This window comes from Nitrospirota bacterium (assembly GCA_026387665.1).
Taxonomy (GTDB): domain Bacteria; phylum Nitrospirota; class Nitrospiria; order Nitrospirales; family Nitrospiraceae; genus Palsa-1315.
In genome coordinates this window covers 230,421-246,471 of record JAPLLG010000007.1, presented here as the reverse complement: position 1 = coordinate 246,471, position 16,051 = coordinate 230,421, and the positions used below count along the sequence as shown (strand labels likewise).

The following is a 16,051-nucleotide window of genomic DNA, read 5'->3' as shown; positions in this document are numbered from 1 at the left end:
CATGGATGCAGTGGCTCCGATCCCTCAGTCGACAGGCCAGGCCACGCTCGGCGAGCTGATTGCCGAGGCGCGCCGGCTGCTGGAGCAAGCCGGTATCGAGAGCGCGGAGCAGGAAGCCCTGTGGATTGTGGAGCATGTGCTCCGTCTTCCCGCGCATCATGTGATCACCGACCGGGACCGATTGCTGTCTTCTTCCGAACTGGCAGCAGCGCGAGGACTGATTGCGAGGCGGGTTAGGCGAGAGCCCTTGCAATATATTTTGGGGACCCAGGAGTTTTGCGGGCTGGAGTTTGAGGTGAGTCCGGCGGTGCTAATTCCGAGGCCGGAGACCGAGTTGCTGGTGGAATATGTTACGCAGCGGATTTCCACCGAGCGCCGGGCTACGATTGTCGATGTCTGTACTGGATCCGGCTGCATTGCCGTGGCAACTGCGCGATTGAGACCCAATGCGCGGGTGATGGCGATCGATCTGTCTGGTCCCTCGCTCCATGTTGCCAGGCGCAATGCCGCCCGTCATGGGGTGGGCGAGCGGATTATCTGGTTGGAAGGCGATTTACTGGGGCCATTGGCGGAGCAGGGGTTAGAGGGGCTGGTGGATATCATCGTCTCGAATCCCCCCTATATTCCTGAAGCTGATTGGGCGACGCTTCAGCCGGAAGTGAAACTGTTCGAGCCGCGAGGCGCGCTGGTGGCAGGAGCTCAGGGGACGGAACTGCACGAACGGTTGCTGCAAGAGGCCGCTTGCTACCTGGCTCCCGGCGGAGCCGTGATCATGGAAATTGGCGCAGGCCAGGCTCGTGGGATGCGCCGGATTGTCGAGCAGATGCCTGGTTATAAATTTCACCGGCTGGTCTACGATGAAGCGGGACTTGAACGGGTGGTGATCGTCGAGCGAGTAGGGGTATAGACGATGGATCGTACGGTTATCACCGGCGGGATACCACTTCGAGGAGAGGTTGAGATCAGCGGGGCAAAGAATGCCGCGCTGCCGATCTTGGCCTCTACCATTCTGGGCGGCGGCGAATGCGTGATTATCAATCTGCCCCGCGTGGTAGATGTCCTCACGATGGGTAAGCTCTTGGGGATTCTGGGCGCGAAGGTGCAGCATGAGGGGAATCGCGCGGTCATCAATGCCGACACGATCAGCTCGACCCAAGCCCCCTATGACCTGGTGAAAACCATGCGGGCCTCCGTGCTGGTGTTGGGGCCGCTGTTGGCGCGATGGGGAGAAGCGACGGTGTCGATGCCGGGCGGCTGCGCGATCGGGTCGCGGCCCGTCAATCTCCATCTGGCCGGACTGGCGAAAATGGGTGCAGAAGTTTCGATGGAACATGGGTATATTCGCGCCAAGGCGAAGCGGTTGAAGGGCGCCCAGATCTATTGCGATACGCCGACGGTCACGGGAACGGAAAATTTGATGATGGCTGCGTCGCTCGCCGAGGGGACCACGGTCATTGAAAATGCCGCGAAGGAACCGGAGATCGTGGACCTCGCGGATTTTCTCGTGAAGCGGGGGGCTCGCATCTCGGGCGCCGGGACGGATGTCATCACGATCGAAGGGGTCCGTGAGTTGCACGGGAGCGATCACGATGTGATTCCGGATCGCATTGAAACGGGAACCTATCTGGTGGCCGGGGCCATTACGAGGGGAGCGGTGACGCTCAACCGCTGCCGTCCGAATCACTTGGATGCGTTGCTGATGAAGCTGCGGGAAGCCGGCGCCGAGATCAAGGTGGAGCAGGACCGGATTCACCTCAATGCGGCCTCGCGGCTCAAGGGGATCGATATCCGGACGTTACCCTATCCGGGTTTCCCCACCGACATGCAGGCGCAGATGGTGGCCTTGATGACGGCGGCTGAGGGCACGAGCGTGATTACGGAAACGGTGTTTGAAAGCCGGTTCATGCATGTCGAAGAGCTGCGGCGGATGGGGGCTGAGATTAAGATCGAAGGCACTCGGGCTGTGGTGACCGGGCCGACCAAGTTGACTGGGGCTCCTGTGATGGCCTCCGACCTTCGCGCGAGCGCCGGATTGGTGCTGGCCGGTCTTGCGGCGGAAGGCACGACGGAGATCCTCCGGGTCTACCATCTGGATCGCGGCTATGAGCGGATGGAAGAAAAACTGCGCGGGTTGGGCGCGACGATCACCCGCCATAAAGAGGGAGCGGCTCCGGCCGGGACTCGCTGACACCATGCTGACGATTGCCTTGTCGAAGGGGAAAATGTTGGACCTCACGCTAGAGGTTTTTCGCCGGGCCGGCTATGCCATGGGCAGCCTCTCGACGGAGAGCCGACGGCTGGTGTTCCCTTGTCCGGAGATCGGCATGACCTTCCTGATCGTGAGGCCGACCGATGTGCCGACCTATGTCGAATATGGCGCAGCGGACGTCGGGATCGTCGGAAAAGACGTCTTGATGGAGCAGGATAGCGACGTCTATGAGCCATTGGATTTAGGGTTCGGAGCGTGTAGAATCGCCGTCGCTGCGCTCAAGGGCCAGGCCTCACGGGACCGGCTGTCCTCGAAAATTCGGGTCGCGACCAAGTATCCGAAGATTACCGAGCGGTATTTCAATCAGCGCGGCGTGGCGGTCGAGATCATTAAGCTGTACGGCTCGATCGAGCTGGCGCCGTTGGTCGGGTTGGCCGATCGGATCGTGGATCTGGTCGAGACCGGCAACACGTTGAAGGCGCATAACCTCGTCGAAGTGGAGTGCATCGCGCAGTCCACGGCCCGGCTGGTCGTCAATCGGGCGAGTTTGAAGCTGAAGTATGCGGTGGTCACAGAGCTGATCAAAAAGCTCCGGGCCGTCAGCCGCCCAGCAACCGGGTCTCGAGCAACCGCTCCGCGCACATCTTCGCGCGGGGTACGTCGAACGGTCAAGCGGACGCGCACATGAAGATTGTGTCCTCCAGTGAGCGAGCCTTTCTCCCTGCACTCAAGAAAGTCGCATCGCGTGCCCGCGTGCAAGGGGCTGCCGTCGAGAAGACGGTGAAGTCGATTCTGCAAGCCGTGGAACGGGGCGGCGACAAGGCCGTCCTCCGCTATACGAAACAGTTCGACCGCGTCTCCATGAAAGCGACGGAGCTGCGCGTCACCCCCGAAGAAATCAAAGAAGCCTATTTCCATATCAGAAAAGAGGAGGGCGACGCCCTCCGGTTTGCCGCCAAGCGGATTACGTCGTTCCACGAGCGTCAGCGCATCAAGACCTGGATGTATCAGGACAATGAGGCGACTCTGGGGCAAGTGGTTACGCCGGTCGATGCGGTCGGAGTCTATGTGCCGGGCGGCAAGGCGGTCTATCCCTCGTCGGTCTTGATGTGCGCGATCCCGGCCAAGGTGGCGGGCGTCTCCCGCGTGGTGATGTGTACGCCGCCGCAAAAAGGTCCGATCAATCCCTATTTGCTGGTTGCAGCCGACATTGCCGGCGTCACTGAGATCTATCGTGTCGGGGGCGTGCAAGCCGTCGGTGCGATGGCCTACGGGACCAAGACGATCCAGCGGGTCGATAAAATCGTGGGCCCCGGCAATATCTATGTTGCGACGGCCAAGCGGCTGCTCTACGGCACGGTCGGGATCGACATGGTGGCAGGCCCGAGCGAGTTGCTCGTGGTGGCAGATGGCGACGCCAAGCCTGCTCATGTCGCGGCAGATCTCCTCTGCGAAGCGGAGCATGACGAAGATGCCCAGGTTTATCTCGTCACTACTTCGGCGCAGTTGGCGAAGGATGTCGTGAAGCTCATCGGCAGCCAGTTGAAGGGACTGACGCGGGAAAAGATTGCCGCCAAGTCCATTGCGCGCCATGCGGTGGCCTTCGTGGTGACGACGATGGACGAAGCCATCGATGTGGCCAACGAGATTGCCCCGGAACATTTGACCCTCTCGGTGGACGAGCCCTTCGATTATTTAGAGAAGATCCGCCATGCCGGGGCTCTGTTCCTGGGCCGGTATACGCCCCCCTCTGTGGCCGATTATGTGGCAGGTCCGAATCACGTCTTGCCGACCGGCGGGACCGCGCGCTTCTTTTCGGCTTTGTCCGTTCACGACTACCTCAAAGTCAGCAACATCGTGCACTATACGAAAGAGGAGCTGAGCAAGGTGAAAGATCATCTCGTTCGATTGGCCCACATGGAAGGGTTCGACGCCCACGCAAAATCAGCCCAAAGCAGGTTCTCATGAAGAAAACTGTGACTCATCGGCAGGCGACGATCCATCGGGCCACGAAGGAAACCGATATCCAGGTTTCCTGGGCGCTGGACGGCAGCGGCCAAGGGAAGATCGACAGCGGTATCCGGTTCTTCGACCACATGCTGGAGTTGTTGGCCAAGCATGGATTCTTCGATCTGACGGTCAAGGCCAAGGGCGATATCGATATCGACGAACACCACACGGTGGAGGACGTCGGAATCGTTATGGGCAAGGCTCTACATCAGGCCTTGGGTGAAAAAGCGGGGATCAAGCGGTTCGGGTTTGCCTCGGCTCCGCTTGACGAAACCCTTGCGCAGGTCACGGTCGATCTCAGCGGCCGGCCCTACCTCGTCTATAACGTGGTGTTGCCGGACCGGAAGATCAAAGCCTTCGACCTCGGTTTGTTCGAAGACTTTTTTCAGGCCTTCGTCACCCATGCCGGGCTCAACTTGCATGTGAATCTGATGTATGGCCGCAATCCGCACCACATCATGGAAGCTATCTTCAAGGCCTTAGCCAAGGCGCTCGATCAGGCTACGACGCCGGAAGAGCGGTTGGCAGGAAAGGTTCTCTCGACGAAGGGGCTGCTGTAAGTCGAAGCGAGCGGTCGACATATGTTGGTCTACAGGGGCAGGTTTCTGAAAAGGAGCCTGCCCCTTTTGTTTTACGAGCGGTCTGAGACTGTGGGGCGCAGGTAGGCTCTGTAGATTGACAGTGGCAGGACGGCAGCAGTTGCGGTATGGTTACGGTCTTACGGCCAGACTAGGAGCGTAAGGGCTTAGAGCCCGGTATTTCGACGGTCCGGTCTTGCTCCACATCGGAGAATGTTCCGCAGGCTGCTCAAAAATGCCGTCCAGCAAGGCTGCAGCGAGTGAAGATCCGAGGCGTACCCTTCAGGGTACGTTGAGGGTCTGAACGATGCGAGAACGAAGCTGGCGGACTTTTTCAGCAACCTGCTAGAGAGCGGCTATGATTGCGATTATCGATTATGGCATGGGCAACCTCCGCAGTGTCTCCAAGGCCTTTGAGGCGGTGGGGCATCAGGCGGTCGTGACTCGTGACCCGCTCATGATCGGGAATGCGAGTCATGTGGTGTTGCCTGGGGTTGGAGCTTTCGGCGACTGCATGGCCAATGTTGAACGGTATGGGCTGGCAGAGCCGATTCGCGCCGCGATTCAATCGGGGAAACCATTTCTGGGAATCTGCCTGGGACTCCAATTGTTATTTGAGGAGAGCGAGGAGTTCGGAACTCATAAGGGGCTCGGCATTATTCCCGGCAAGGTCAGGCGTTTTCCTGCGGGCCAGGGGTTGAAGGTGCCGCATATGGGCTGGAACAACGTGACGATGGAGAAGCCCTGTCCCTTGTTCGACGGAATTTCTGACGGGTCCTACTGGTACTTTGTCCATTCCTTTTATGTCGATCCCTCTGATAAGACCGTGGCGGCAACCACGACGGATTACGGGACAACGTTTGTGTCGAGCATCTGGCGGGATAATGTGGTGGCCTGTCAGTTCCATCCTGAAAAGAGTCAGGCCGTCGGGTTACAGTTGATCAACAATTTTGGATCATGGAAATGAGCATGATGAACAACAAGGGATGGTCGATGGCCTTGGTGGGATTGGCTCTGTTGGCAACGGCCGGCTGTAGCGGGTCCAAGGTGACCTCGAAGTCGTCTGCGGAATTGCCGCGCTATCAGGTGCGCACCATTGCGCTGGTCCCGTTTACGACGCTGACGACGCCACAGGTGAGGGATGTCGTCGCTCAGACCTTCTCGGCCCCGCCCGGGGCCCGTCGGTCTGATATGGCGCTCGCGGTGCCGCCGCAAATGGAACAGCTTCGGAGTCAGACCTCCATCGTGCCGATCGGCGCGGGGGGCACGGTCACACAGTTGCTTTGGAGCCGGTTGAAGTCCCGGCAGGGCGTGACGGTGCTGTCGCCTGGCGAGGCAGCGAAAGTCTTGGCATCCCAGGCGGTGCAATCTCCCGCTGGTCCGGCACAGGCCGTGACGGTGGCGAAACAACTTAAGGCAGATGCTGCGCTGATCGGTCAGGTACTGGTCTATCAGGAACGAGTCGGTGGTCGCTTTGGCGCCAATCCCCCGGCTACAGTGGGGTTTGAAGCCAAGCTGGTCGCGGCGGACGGGCAAGTGCTCTGGGAAGGGAACTACTACGAGCGGCAGAGGCCGATGATTGAAGACATGCTGGGATTTTTTGAGCGTTGGGGCATGTTCGTCACAGCAGATGAGCTGGCGGGCTACGGGGTTGACCATATGCTCCTCGAGTTTCCGTTTGGCACGGCAGGGGAACGTTAACAGGGACGGTTTTTTCTATGCTCGTGATTCCTGCGATTGATTTAAAAGATGGCCGCTGTGTGCGGTTGCGGCAGGGCGATATGGCGGCCGAAACGGTCTATTCCGATGACGTGCCGGCTATGGCGAGGCAATGGCAGCAGGGCGGCGCAACGTTGATCCATGTGGTGGATCTGAACGGAGCGGTGGAGGGTGAGCCGCGCAATCTTCCCCAGATCGAAGCGATCATCCGCACCGTGAGCGTGAAGGTGCAGGTGGGGGGAGGAATCCGGTCGATCGAAACCGTGCGCCGTTATCTCGGCGCCGGTGTGAGCCGGGTTGTGCTTGGCACCGTTGTCTTGACCGATCGGTCGTTTCTGGAGAAGGCCTGTTTGGAGTTTCCTCGTCAGATTTTGTTGGGATTGGATGCGAGGGACGGGAAGGTGGCGGTCAAGGGCTGGACCTCGGTCTCGGAGACCAAGGCGACCGATCTGCTCCAGGAGCTGGCGGGCCATGCCTTGGGCGCCGTGATCTATACGGACATTGCGTGCGATGGCATGTTGGGCGGGCCGAATCTGGCGGCCTTGCGGGAGATGGTCGAGTTGTCGTCCTTCCCCGTGATCGCTTCCGGCGGAATCTCTCGCGTCGAAGATTTGCTGGCCGTGCAGGCGCTCGGTCCAAGGGTCGAAGGTGCGATTGTCGGGAAGGCCCTTTACGATGGCAAGTTAGACTATCGGACCGCAGTCGCGGCTCTTGGCCCTCAGTAAGGGTCTGGCGTAAGGGATCCCAGGCTGATTTTACGTTTTGCCTTTCACGTTTCACGAGCTGCCATGTTGACCAAACGTATTATTCCCTGTCTCGATGTCAAAGACGGCCGCGTCGTGAAGGGCGTGAGCTTTGTGAATTTGCGCGATGCGGGAGACCCGGTCGAAGTGGCCACGGCCTACGACCGCGAAGGAGCCGATGAGCTCTGTTTCCTGGACATCACGGCCTCCCATGAAAATCGCAAGACCATTTTGGATGTGGTCGAGCAGACAGCGGCACGGGTGTTTATGCCTTTGACCGTTGGAGGGGGCGTGCGGACGCTTGAGGACATCAGGGCTCTCTTGAACGCGGGAGCCGATAAGGTGAGCATCAATACGGCGGCGGTTCAGCGGCCTGAATTTGTGAAGGAAGCGGCGGAGCGATTCGGGACGCAATGTATCGTCGTGGCGATCGATGCCAAGCATCGCCCTGCTCCGGCAACCGGGTGGGAAGTTTTCACCCACGGAGGCCGCAAGGCGACCGGTCTGGATGTCGTCGAATGGGCGAAGCAGATGGCCCAGTATGGAGCAGGCGAGATCTTGCTCACGAGCATGGATCAAGACGGGCAACAGCAGGGCTATGACCTTGCGCTGACGGCTACCGTGTCGGAAGCCGTCTCGATTCCGGTGATTGCATCCGGAGGCGTGGGGAATTTGGACCATCTCTATGACGGATTCGTCAGGGGCAAGGCGGATGCGGTCCTGGCCGCGTCGATTTTCCACTTCCGGACTCACACGATTCCTGAGGCGAAAGCCTATCTTCGTCAGAAGGGAGTGGCGGTTCGATGATGGATATAGGGAAATTGAAATTCGATGGGCAGGGGCTGATTCCGGCCGTCGTGCAGGACTGGCGGGATGGCACGGTGCTGATGGTCGCCTTCATGAACCAGGAGGCCTTGCAGAAGACCATCGAGACCAAGTCGGTGCATTTCTGGAGCCGTTCGCGCAAGGCATTATGGGAGAAGGGCGAGACCTCCGGCCATAAGCTGCAGCTCAAGGACTTGTTTTTCGATTGTGATGGCGATGCCCTCCTCGTGAAGGTCGAGCCGGTCGGTCCGACCTGCCATACGGGAGAACGGTCCTGCTTCTTCTCCCGGCTGGATTCGCCTGAGACGAAGACGTCAGAGTCCTGGGGTGGAATTCTTGAGCGCCTCTATCAGATGATCCAAGAACGGAAACAGCAGCCGTCGAGCGAGTCCTACACCTCCAAGTTGCTGGAAGGCGGGGTCGATCGCATCTTGAAAAAGGTCGTCGAGGAAGCAGGAGAGGTGGCGATTGCCGGGAAGGGTGGGAAGAAGGAGGAGATCGTCTATGAAACGGCGGATCTCCTGTTCCATACCCTGGTGGCGCTGGGATACCATGGCATCACGCCGCAAGAAATTTATCAGGAGTTGGCGACCCGGTTCGGGAAGTCCGGCTTGAGAAAAGAAACTGCCCCGTGAGCGACTGTCTCTTTTGCAAAATCGTCGCGAGGACTATTCCGGCACCCCTCGTCTATGAGGACGATCTGGTGGTCGCATTTGACGATATCAATCCTCAGGCGCCGATCCATACGCTGGTCATTCCCCGAAAACATGTGGTCTCGCTGGCTGAGCTGCAAGATTCTGATGCTGAGCTGCTCGGACGGCTGCTGCTGGTTGGCAGTAAGGTCGCGAAACTGAAGGGGATTGCCGAGTCCGGGTACCGGGTCGTCGTTAACACCGGGTCTCACGGAGGCCAAAGCGTATTTCATCTCCATCTTCATGTCTTGGGCGGGCGCCATCTCGCCTGGCCTCCCGGCTAACGTAGTTTCACCACATTGACAGGTTTCTTCCCCGTCTGTTACCCTGAACGTTCAATTTTTCGACCACTTACGTTTACCTTCCTCGCCGGTGCAGGTGGGGGAATAGGAGCCGCGACTCCCGTGGGCCGAGGTTTGATTTCTGAAAATGTGATCAATCAGGTCAGAGATCGGGCCGATATTGCCGAGGTGGTCGGACATCATGTGAGTCTGACCAGGGCAGGCCAGAACCTGAAAGGTCTCTGTCCCTTCCATCAGGAAAAGTCGCCCTCCTTTACCGTCAGTCCTTCCCGCCAGATTTTTCATTGTTTTGGCTGCGGCGCGGGCGGCAACGTGTTTACGTTTTTGATGCGGATTACCGGCGCGAACTTTCCTGAGACGGTTCGTGAGCTCGGGCAGAAACTCGGGATCGATGTGCCGGACAGCGGGCCTAGTTCTGGGCCTCAGGCGGCGCAGGCGAGCCGCCTGGAACCGCTTAATCGTGCGGTGACGGCTTGGTTTCAGCAGAATTTGCGGGACAGTGCGACCGGCGCGACGGCGCGGGACTATTTGGCCAGCCGTGGTATTCAGGCCGGGACGATCGAACGGTTTGAAATCGGTTGTGCGCCGGCTGAATGGGACGGGCTCGTCAGGGCGCTGAGCAAGCAGGGTTTTTCTCCGGATGATTTAGCCGTTGCGGGATTGACGATCGCGCGGGAGCAGGCCTCCGGGTCCTACGACCGTTTTCGCGCACGCGTGATGTTCCCCATTACGGACTTGCGCAAGCGGGTCGTCGGTTTTGGCGGGCGTATCCTTGGCGAGGGGAATCCCAAGTACCTGAATTCCCCGGATACTCCCCTATTCAAGAAGGGGCAGACGCTCTATGCGTTGGATCTGGCGCGGGAAGCCGTCGCCAGGCTGAAGACCGTGATTGTGGTGGAAGGGTATTTCGATGCGGTTGCCCTGCATCAGGCCGGTCTGGCCCATACGGTTGCGACGTTGGGGACCGCGCTGACGGCGGAGCATATTCAGGTGTTGAGGCGGTTTGCCTCGAAGGTCGTGCTCTTGTTCGATCCGGATCAGGCCGGGGTTCGTGCCGCATTGCGAGGGCTCGATCTATTCGTGAACAGCGGGCTTGGCGTGAAAGTGGTCACGTTGCCGACTGGCGAGGATCCCGATACCTATGTGCGGAAGGAAGGGCCGGAGGCCTTTGCGCGGTTGGAAGAACAGGCGCCGAGTCTTTTGGACTTTTCCCTCGAGCATAGTTTGAGCACGGCGGAATCCAGTACGATCGAAGGCCGTATCCGTAGCGTGGACGATGTGTTGCGGATCTTACAAAAGAGCGAGCATCCGATCGAGCGGGAAGAGCGGATTCGTGTGGTAGCCGAACGGCTGGGGATTAGCCAGCAGCGATTGATCGAGCGGTATCCGGCGTTGGTGCAAACCGAGGGGCGGCGCTCGGTGGCCGTACAATCGGCTGGTGTGACCCCGGCGATGTTCAAGGGTGCGAACGAAGAGCGGGATCTGGTGTATTTGCTGCTGCACGGGCATTTGATGCCCGCCGATGTGCAGCGATTGAAGCCCGCGGCCTTCTCGGTTCCGGCCTGCCGGATCCTCGTCGAGGCGGCGCTGACCCATCTCGATCACGATGGCCGGGTTGGACTCAGATTGTTGTTGGATGCGGTGGTCGATCATCCGGATTGCGGGTCGTTGGCGACCGAGCTCTCCATGCGGGAAGACCATTTCGACGACGTGCCGGCCCATGTCGCTGGCTGTTTGGACACGTTAGAGCGGAAGCGGGCCGAGGCCCTGTTTCGGGATTTGATCGCGCAACTCAAGGCCGCCGAACGGGAAGGCCGAGTGGAGGATGCGCAGGTGTTGAACGCACAAGTGAATGAATTGCGAATGCAAAAGGCCGGTCGGCCTGCTGCCGGGATGTTGTCTTTAGTGAAGGAGTAGTCATGGCGAAACAAGAGTTGCTCGGCGAAGTCAAGAAGCTGATTGCGATCGGCAAAGAGAAGGGCTTTTTGACTTATGACGAGTTGAATAGCACTTTGCCCGCGGAAGTGGTGTCGTCCGAACAGTTCGGCAGCATCATGACGATGTTCGGCGAAATGGATATCGAGATCGTCGATGCGCCCGAGGGGGAGCGGATCAAGAAGGCCCGGGATGCCGAGGAATTGAGCGAGGACGCCGAGGGGTCCGATTCCGGCGCCGGAGATGAGAGCGAGAAAGAAGAAAAAGAAGAAAAGGAAATCGATTTAACTCCCGGGGCGCTCAGCCGGACCGATGACCCGGTTCGCCTCTATCTCAAGGAGATGGGGAGCGTGGCGCTGTTGAGCCGCGAGGGGGAAATCGAGATCGCAAAACGCATCGAAGAGGGGAAGAAGGACATCTCCGCGGTCATCTACGGGATGCCGATGACGATCGAGTTCGTCCTCGCCCTGCGTGATCAGCTCAAAAACGGGACGATTGATGTGCGTGAGATCGTGCCGATCGTCGAGACCGAGGAAGAGTTCGAGGAAGAACAGATTCAGCGGGACTATGAAGAGCTGCGGGTCAAGACGCTCGAAGGGTTGAACTCCGTCCGGAAAATCTCGACCTCGCTCAAGAGCCTGTACGAAGTGGCGCGGCATGCCAACAGCGATCCTGCGAAACAGAAGAAGATCAAGAAGCAGATCGACACGATTCGCGACCAGGTCGTGGAGAAGATGGAGTCCGTCAACCTGCATGGCGTCCTGAAGGACCGGATGGTGCAGCGGGTGCGGGAGTTGGCCATTCAGATTCGCACGGCAGAGCGGGAGATCATCAGTTGCCAGCGTCGGATGGGGATCAGCGGCGAAGCCGGTGCGGAGGCCCTCAAGAAGCTCGCCCGTGGTGACAGGAAAGATTTTCTCGCCGTTAAGCGCAAGACGAGCTGCACGGAAGAGGCGCTCAACGAGATTAAGAAAGTGTCCCAGGCGGCGAAGGGCCGGATTCGAACCCTTGAAACCGAAGAAGCGCTGGTGTCTGCGGAAGAGATCAAGGATGCGGTCAAGCATCTGGATGTGGCGGAGGAAAAGGTCAAGCGCGGGAAAGCCGAGCTGGTCGAGGCGAACCTTCGTCTCGTCGTCAGCATCGCTAAGAAGTATACGAACCGCGGTCTTCAGTTCCTGGATTTGATCCAGGAAGGCAATATCGGCTTGATGAAGGCCGTGGATAAGTTCGAGTATAAGCGCGGCTACAAGTTCAGCACCTATGCCACTTGGTGGATCCGCCAGGCCATTACCCGCGCGATCGCCGACCAGGCCAGGACGATCCGGATTCCGGTGCATATGATCGAGACGATCAATAAGCTGATCCGGACGTCCCGTCATCTGGTGCAGAAGCTCGGTCGCGAACCGACGCCGGAAGAAATCGCCGAGCGCATGGACCTGCCGCTGGACAAAGTGCGGAAGATCTTGAAGATCGCGCGCGAGCCGATCTCGCTAGAGACTCCGATCGGCGAAGAAGAAGATAGCCACTTGGGCGACTTTATCGAAGACAAGAAAGCGGTCTCTCCTCTGGAGGCGGCGATCCGGTACGATCTCCAGCGCCAGATCAACAGCGCATTGGAAACGCTCACGCCGAGAGAAGAGAAGGTTCTGCGGAAACGGTTCGGCATCGGCGAAGCCACCGACCATACCCTCGAAGAAGTCGGTCAGGATTTCGAGGTGACCCGCGAACGTATCAGACAGATCGAAGCCAAAGCCTTGCGGAAATTGCGCCATCCGAGCCGGAGCAAGAAGCTTCGGAGCTTCGTGGAAACGCTCTAACGCGGAGAGGTGCTGCCTGAGATTTGACTCCGTTCCCTGGGGCAGCCTAGAATTGATTGTTCGTGTCTGCGGAACAGGCGCGAGGGAGTCATCCGCCTGATCGGGCCCATAGCTCAGGTGGTTAGAGCGGCTGACTCATAATCAGCTGGTCCTAGGTTCAAGTCCTAGTGGGCCCACCAGCACGGCCGCAGAACTCATCGATTGAGAACGTTGTGTAGAACAACAGCTAGAGGAGTTCGTTGAAGCATAATCTTTCCCCCCTCATTGCGCTGCAAAAGTTGGATCTCCGCGTCATGGAGATTAACACTCAACGCCGGAAAATCCCGGAACGACTCCAAGCAGTTGAAGCGCCCCTCCGAGAAGCCCAGCAGCTCCTCCAGCAGACCAGTGCCGCCATGGAGGCCCTGGTCAAAGAGCGGCGGTCGCACGAAAAAGATCTTGAGGCGCACGAAGCCCACACGGAAAAGATGAAGTCGCGGCTGTCCGAGTTGAAGTCCAACAAGGAGTACCAGGCGCATCTGTTCGAGATCGAGGTGGCCAACAAGAAGAAGGGCGACTTCGAGGAAAAGATTCTCTTGTGCATGGAGAAGATGGAGCAGCTCCAGCAGACCGCAAAAGAGGCGCAAGCCAAGGTGAGTGTTGTCGAAAAGGCCTTTGCGCAGGAAAAGCTGGTGCTGGACGAACTGGAGAAGAAGCTCGCGGCCGAGCTGGCCGATCTCGAATCGCAGCAGCAAGCCCATTCGGCTCATGTCGAGAAGGGGCTGCTCGTCCGTTATAACTCGATCAAGGCGGCGCGGAAGGATCAAGCGCTTGCGGAGATCAAAGAGGGGACCTGCTCCGGCTGCCGGCTACAGCTCCCGCCGCAATTGATTTCCGAGGTGAAGCGCGGGGAAGATCTCCTGACCTGTCCCTACTGCCGTCGGATGCTTTACTGGGATGGGCAAATTCCTGTCGAAACAGGGTCAGTGCTCGAGCTTGATAAGACGTCGGTCCTTGAGATCGGCGAATCGTTCTAGTCCGTTTTTTTCGTTTTTCCCAGCACTGCCTGCGTCGTTTTGAAGTGCAGCTTCGCGACCGATCCCAACCGTTCCTCCCCGTGCTTTCTCACGATCATACGTCCGGCCAGTTCGACGGCAGGCGAGGCCCCCTTGGGCAGCGTCGTGCCGATTTCATCCGAGAGGCGCTTCATGCGGAGGAGGAATTCCGCGCGGGCCAGGATCGACGCGGCAGCCACGGCGATGTCGGATTCAGCCTTATGCCGCTGTTCCAGGACGATCGTGCGTCCTTTTTCTTGTAAGGCGTTCAGGATCAACCGCTCGTCGCCGAACTGGTCCGCGATGGCGCGCCCGCACGAGACCTTTTCAAGGAGGGTCTCCAATGCTTTGGCATGCCCCCAGGCCAGCAGGCGATTCAAGTTCCGGATCTTGAGATAGAGTTCGTTGTATCGTTGCGGGCCGATCGCGATAATGCTGTGGGGACACAGCATTCGAATGTCCGGCGCCATTTCGAGGATGCGACCGTCCGAGATTTTCTTGCTGTCCCGGACATTCATGAGGGCCAGTTCGCCCTGCGTCGTGGCGTCGACGAAGACGGCGGCGATGACCAGAGGGCCGAAGTAGTCCCCCTTGCCTGATTCATCGATGCCGATTCGTTCGATCGGTGTTTTGGCTGTTGTCTTGGTCACAGGCTCGAGGCTCTGGTGGAGATTTTCACGGAGCCGCGGTAATCTAACAGAGGCTGAATAGGCGGTCAATTTCTCAGATCGTGGGCAGGGGCCTTCATCAAGGAGGGTGGGCGATGCAGAGATGGATGTCGTTCTCACGTGGAGTGCTGCTGGTGGCCGCTGGGCTCGGTCTGTCGGCGGTCAGCGGGTGTGAAACGAATCCCTATACCGGACGGTCACAGTTGTTGATGACGTCCCTGTCGCAGGAAATGCAACTGGGCGCCCAGGCCTATGCCCAAGTAAAGAACGACCCGAAGCTGCGGCAGTCGCAAGATCCCCACGAGATCGAACCGGTCAAGCGGGTGGCGGCGCGGATTATCGAGGCGGCAAAGCGATCGAAATATGCCGAGATGGCGAAGCAGTTTCAGTGGGAAGTGATTGTGATCAAGGACGATAAAACCATGAATGCCTTTGCCCTGCCTGGAGGGAAGATTGCGGTCTATACCGGGATCTTCCCCGTGGCCAGGACCGAAGCAGGCTTGGCGGCGGTGTTAGGCCATGAAGTCGTCCATGCGCTGGCCCGTCATGGCGCGGAACGGATGAGTCAGGGGCAATTGACGAATGCGGCCTTGCAGGTGGCAGAGGCTGCGGCGGGGGTATCAGGCGGCGGAGGGATGGTGTCCCAGGCTGCGATGGCGGCGCTCGGTGCGGGGGCGCAGGTCGGGGTGTTGCTGCCCTTCAGCCGGAAGCATGAATCGGAAGCAGACTATATCGGCATCCTCCTGGCGGCCGATGCAGGATATGATCCCCGGGAGTCCGTCTCACTCTGGGAACGGATGGGGCAGATGTCCAAAGGCGGCGGTCCGGCCGAGTTTCTCTCGACTCACCCGAGCCATGAGACCAGAATCGACCAGCTGAAACAGTGGATGCCGGAGGCGATGGGCCTATATCAATCCAAGCAGGCGGTGCCAACTGCGGCCTTGCCGGCGCTGCACTAATTCCGCGGGGCCGGTTGCAACCGGCTCCCGTTCCTTTCTATACTCAAGCTGCGCGAGGGAGAGGACCGGGTGATCGCTTGGGGCGGCAACGCTCTTAGAGGAAAGTCCGGACTTCATGGGCAGGGCGCTGGGTAATTCCCAGGCGGAGCGATCCGACACCAGCACCACAGAGAACAAACCGCCGATGGCCGAGGCGATGAGATGCAAGTCTTGTCGCTGCGGATCAGGTAAGGGTGAAACGGCGGGGTAAGAGCCCACCGCGGTGGTGGTAACATCACTGGCACGGTAAGCGTCGCCTGATGCAAGGCCAAATAGGAAGACACCTGTCGGCTTTCTTCGGAAAGTCGGCGACCGGCTGGCCCGGCCGAGGTCTTCGGGTAGGTCGCTTGAGGTTCGAGGTGACTCGAATCCCAGAGAAATGATCACCCCCGTGTGGGACCATATCCCATGCGGGACAGAATCCGGCTTATAGGTCTTCTCCACCGCGCTTTTTTTATCGCTCGGCGCAGTTCCCCTTCTGTCACTTTCCCCGAGCAATACTCGATCTCATCGAGTAGCAC

General features: G+C 59.1%; 16 protein-coding genes, 1 tRNA gene and 1 other RNA gene. 17 read left to right on the top strand and 1 reads right to left on the bottom strand.

Translation table 11 applies throughout. The annotated features are described in order from the left end of the window. Window position 1: 1 nt before the first annotated feature. The 15 genes from prmC to NT179_05385 all read left to right on the top strand — a co-directional run bounded on the left by prmC (window position 2) and on the right by NT179_05385 (window position 13,846). On the top strand, window positions 2-907 hold the full coding sequence (gene prmC, locus NT179_05455; protein ID MCX5721461.1) for a peptide chain release factor N(5)-glutamine methyltransferase: 906 nt from the start codon (window positions 2-4) through the stop codon (window positions 905-907). Between the two features lie 3 nt (window positions 908-910). Next, window positions 911-2,188: a UDP-N-acetylglucosamine 1-carboxyvinyltransferase gene (gene murA / locus NT179_05450; GenBank protein ID MCX5721460.1), complete on the top strand. Its 1,278-nt coding sequence runs from the start codon at window positions 911-913 to the stop codon at window positions 2,186-2,188. 4 nt (window positions 2,189-2,192) lie between these two features. Further along, complete coding sequence (gene hisG / locus NT179_05445) at window positions 2,193-2,897, top strand: ATP phosphoribosyltransferase (GenBank protein ID MCX5721459.1); 705 nt, start codon at window positions 2,193-2,195, stop codon at window positions 2,895-2,897. After that, complete coding sequence (gene hisD / locus NT179_05440; GenBank protein MCX5721458.1) at window positions 2,894-4,177, top strand: histidinol dehydrogenase; 1,284 nt, start codon at window positions 2,894-2,896, stop codon at window positions 4,175-4,177. The genes hisG and hisD overlap by 4 nt, the downstream gene beginning before the upstream one ends. Further along, window positions 4,174-4,779 carry an imidazoleglycerol-phosphate dehydratase HisB gene (gene hisB, locus NT179_05435; GenBank protein MCX5721457.1) on the top strand — a complete coding sequence of 202 codons (606 nt, stop codon included), beginning with the start codon at window positions 4,174-4,176 and terminating at the stop codon, window positions 4,777-4,779. The genes hisD and hisB overlap by 4 nt, the downstream gene beginning before the upstream one ends. Before the next feature lie 376 nt (window positions 4,780-5,155). Beyond that, a complete protein-coding gene (gene hisH, locus NT179_05430; protein MCX5721456.1) occupies window positions 5,156-5,764 on the top strand; it encodes an imidazole glycerol phosphate synthase subunit HisH in 609 nt (202 codons plus the stop codon). 2 nt (window positions 5,765-5,766) lie between these two features. Beyond that, window positions 5,767-6,498, top strand: a complete 732-nt coding sequence (locus NT179_05425) for a hypothetical protein (protein MCX5721455.1) — start codon at window positions 5,767-5,769, stop codon at window positions 6,496-6,498. Between the two features lie 17 nt (window positions 6,499-6,515). Then, complete coding sequence (gene hisA, locus NT179_05420; protein ID MCX5721454.1) at window positions 6,516-7,241, top strand: 1-(5-phosphoribosyl)-5-[(5-phosphoribosylamino)methylideneamino]imidazole-4-carboxamide isomerase; 726 nt, start codon at window positions 6,516-6,518, stop codon at window positions 7,239-7,241. A gap of 63 nt (window positions 7,242-7,304) precedes the next feature. Further along, a complete protein-coding gene (hisF, locus tag NT179_05415; protein MCX5721453.1) occupies window positions 7,305-8,066 on the top strand; it encodes an imidazole glycerol phosphate synthase subunit HisF in 762 nt (253 codons plus the stop codon). Continuing rightward, complete coding sequence (gene hisIE, locus NT179_05410; GenBank protein ID MCX5721452.1) at window positions 8,063-8,719, top strand: bifunctional phosphoribosyl-AMP cyclohydrolase/phosphoribosyl-ATP diphosphatase HisIE; 657 nt, start codon at window positions 8,063-8,065, stop codon at window positions 8,717-8,719. Before hisF ends, hisIE begins: the two co-directional genes overlap by 4 nt. Then, a complete protein-coding gene (locus NT179_05405) occupies window positions 8,716-9,060 on the top strand; it encodes a histidine triad nucleotide-binding protein (protein MCX5721451.1) in 345 nt (114 codons plus the stop codon). Before hisIE ends, NT179_05405 begins: the two co-directional genes overlap by 4 nt. Before the next feature lie 120 nt (window positions 9,061-9,180). After that, a complete protein-coding gene (gene dnaG, locus NT179_05400; protein MCX5721450.1) occupies window positions 9,181-10,995 on the top strand; it encodes a DNA primase in 1,815 nt (604 codons plus the stop codon). A 2-nt stretch (window positions 10,996-10,997) separates the two neighbouring features. After that, a complete protein-coding gene (gene rpoD / locus NT179_05395) occupies window positions 10,998-12,830 on the top strand; it encodes an RNA polymerase sigma factor RpoD (protein MCX5721449.1) in 1,833 nt (610 codons plus the stop codon). A 102-nt stretch (window positions 12,831-12,932) separates the two neighbouring features. Next, a tRNA-Ile gene (locus NT179_05390) sits at window positions 12,933-13,009 on the top strand. 60 nt (window positions 13,010-13,069) lie between these two features. Further along, complete coding sequence (locus tag NT179_05385; protein ID MCX5721448.1) at window positions 13,070-13,846, top strand: C4-type zinc ribbon domain-containing protein; 777 nt, start codon at window positions 13,070-13,072, stop codon at window positions 13,844-13,846. Here the strand turns inward: NT179_05385 and rnhC are convergent. Next, the gene (gene rnhC / locus NT179_05380; GenBank protein MCX5721447.1) at window positions 13,843-14,514 is read right to left on the bottom strand and encodes a ribonuclease HIII; all 672 of its coding nucleotides are present in this window, start codon (window positions 14,512-14,514) and stop codon (window positions 13,843-13,845) included. The two genes, NT179_05385 and rnhC, sit on opposite strands and share 4 nt — an antisense overlap. A 125-nt stretch (window positions 14,515-14,639) precedes the next feature. Between rnhC and NT179_05375 the strand changes: the two genes are divergently transcribed. After that, on the top strand, window positions 14,640-15,491 hold the full coding sequence (locus tag NT179_05375; protein ID MCX5721446.1) for a M48 family metallopeptidase: 852 nt from the start codon (window positions 14,640-14,642) through the stop codon (window positions 15,489-15,491). A gap of 57 nt (window positions 15,492-15,548) precedes the next feature. Continuing rightward, an RNA gene (gene rnpB, locus NT179_05370) (RNase P RNA component class A) lies at window positions 15,549-15,976 on the top strand. The last annotated feature ends 75 nt before the right edge of the window (window positions 15,977-16,051 follow it).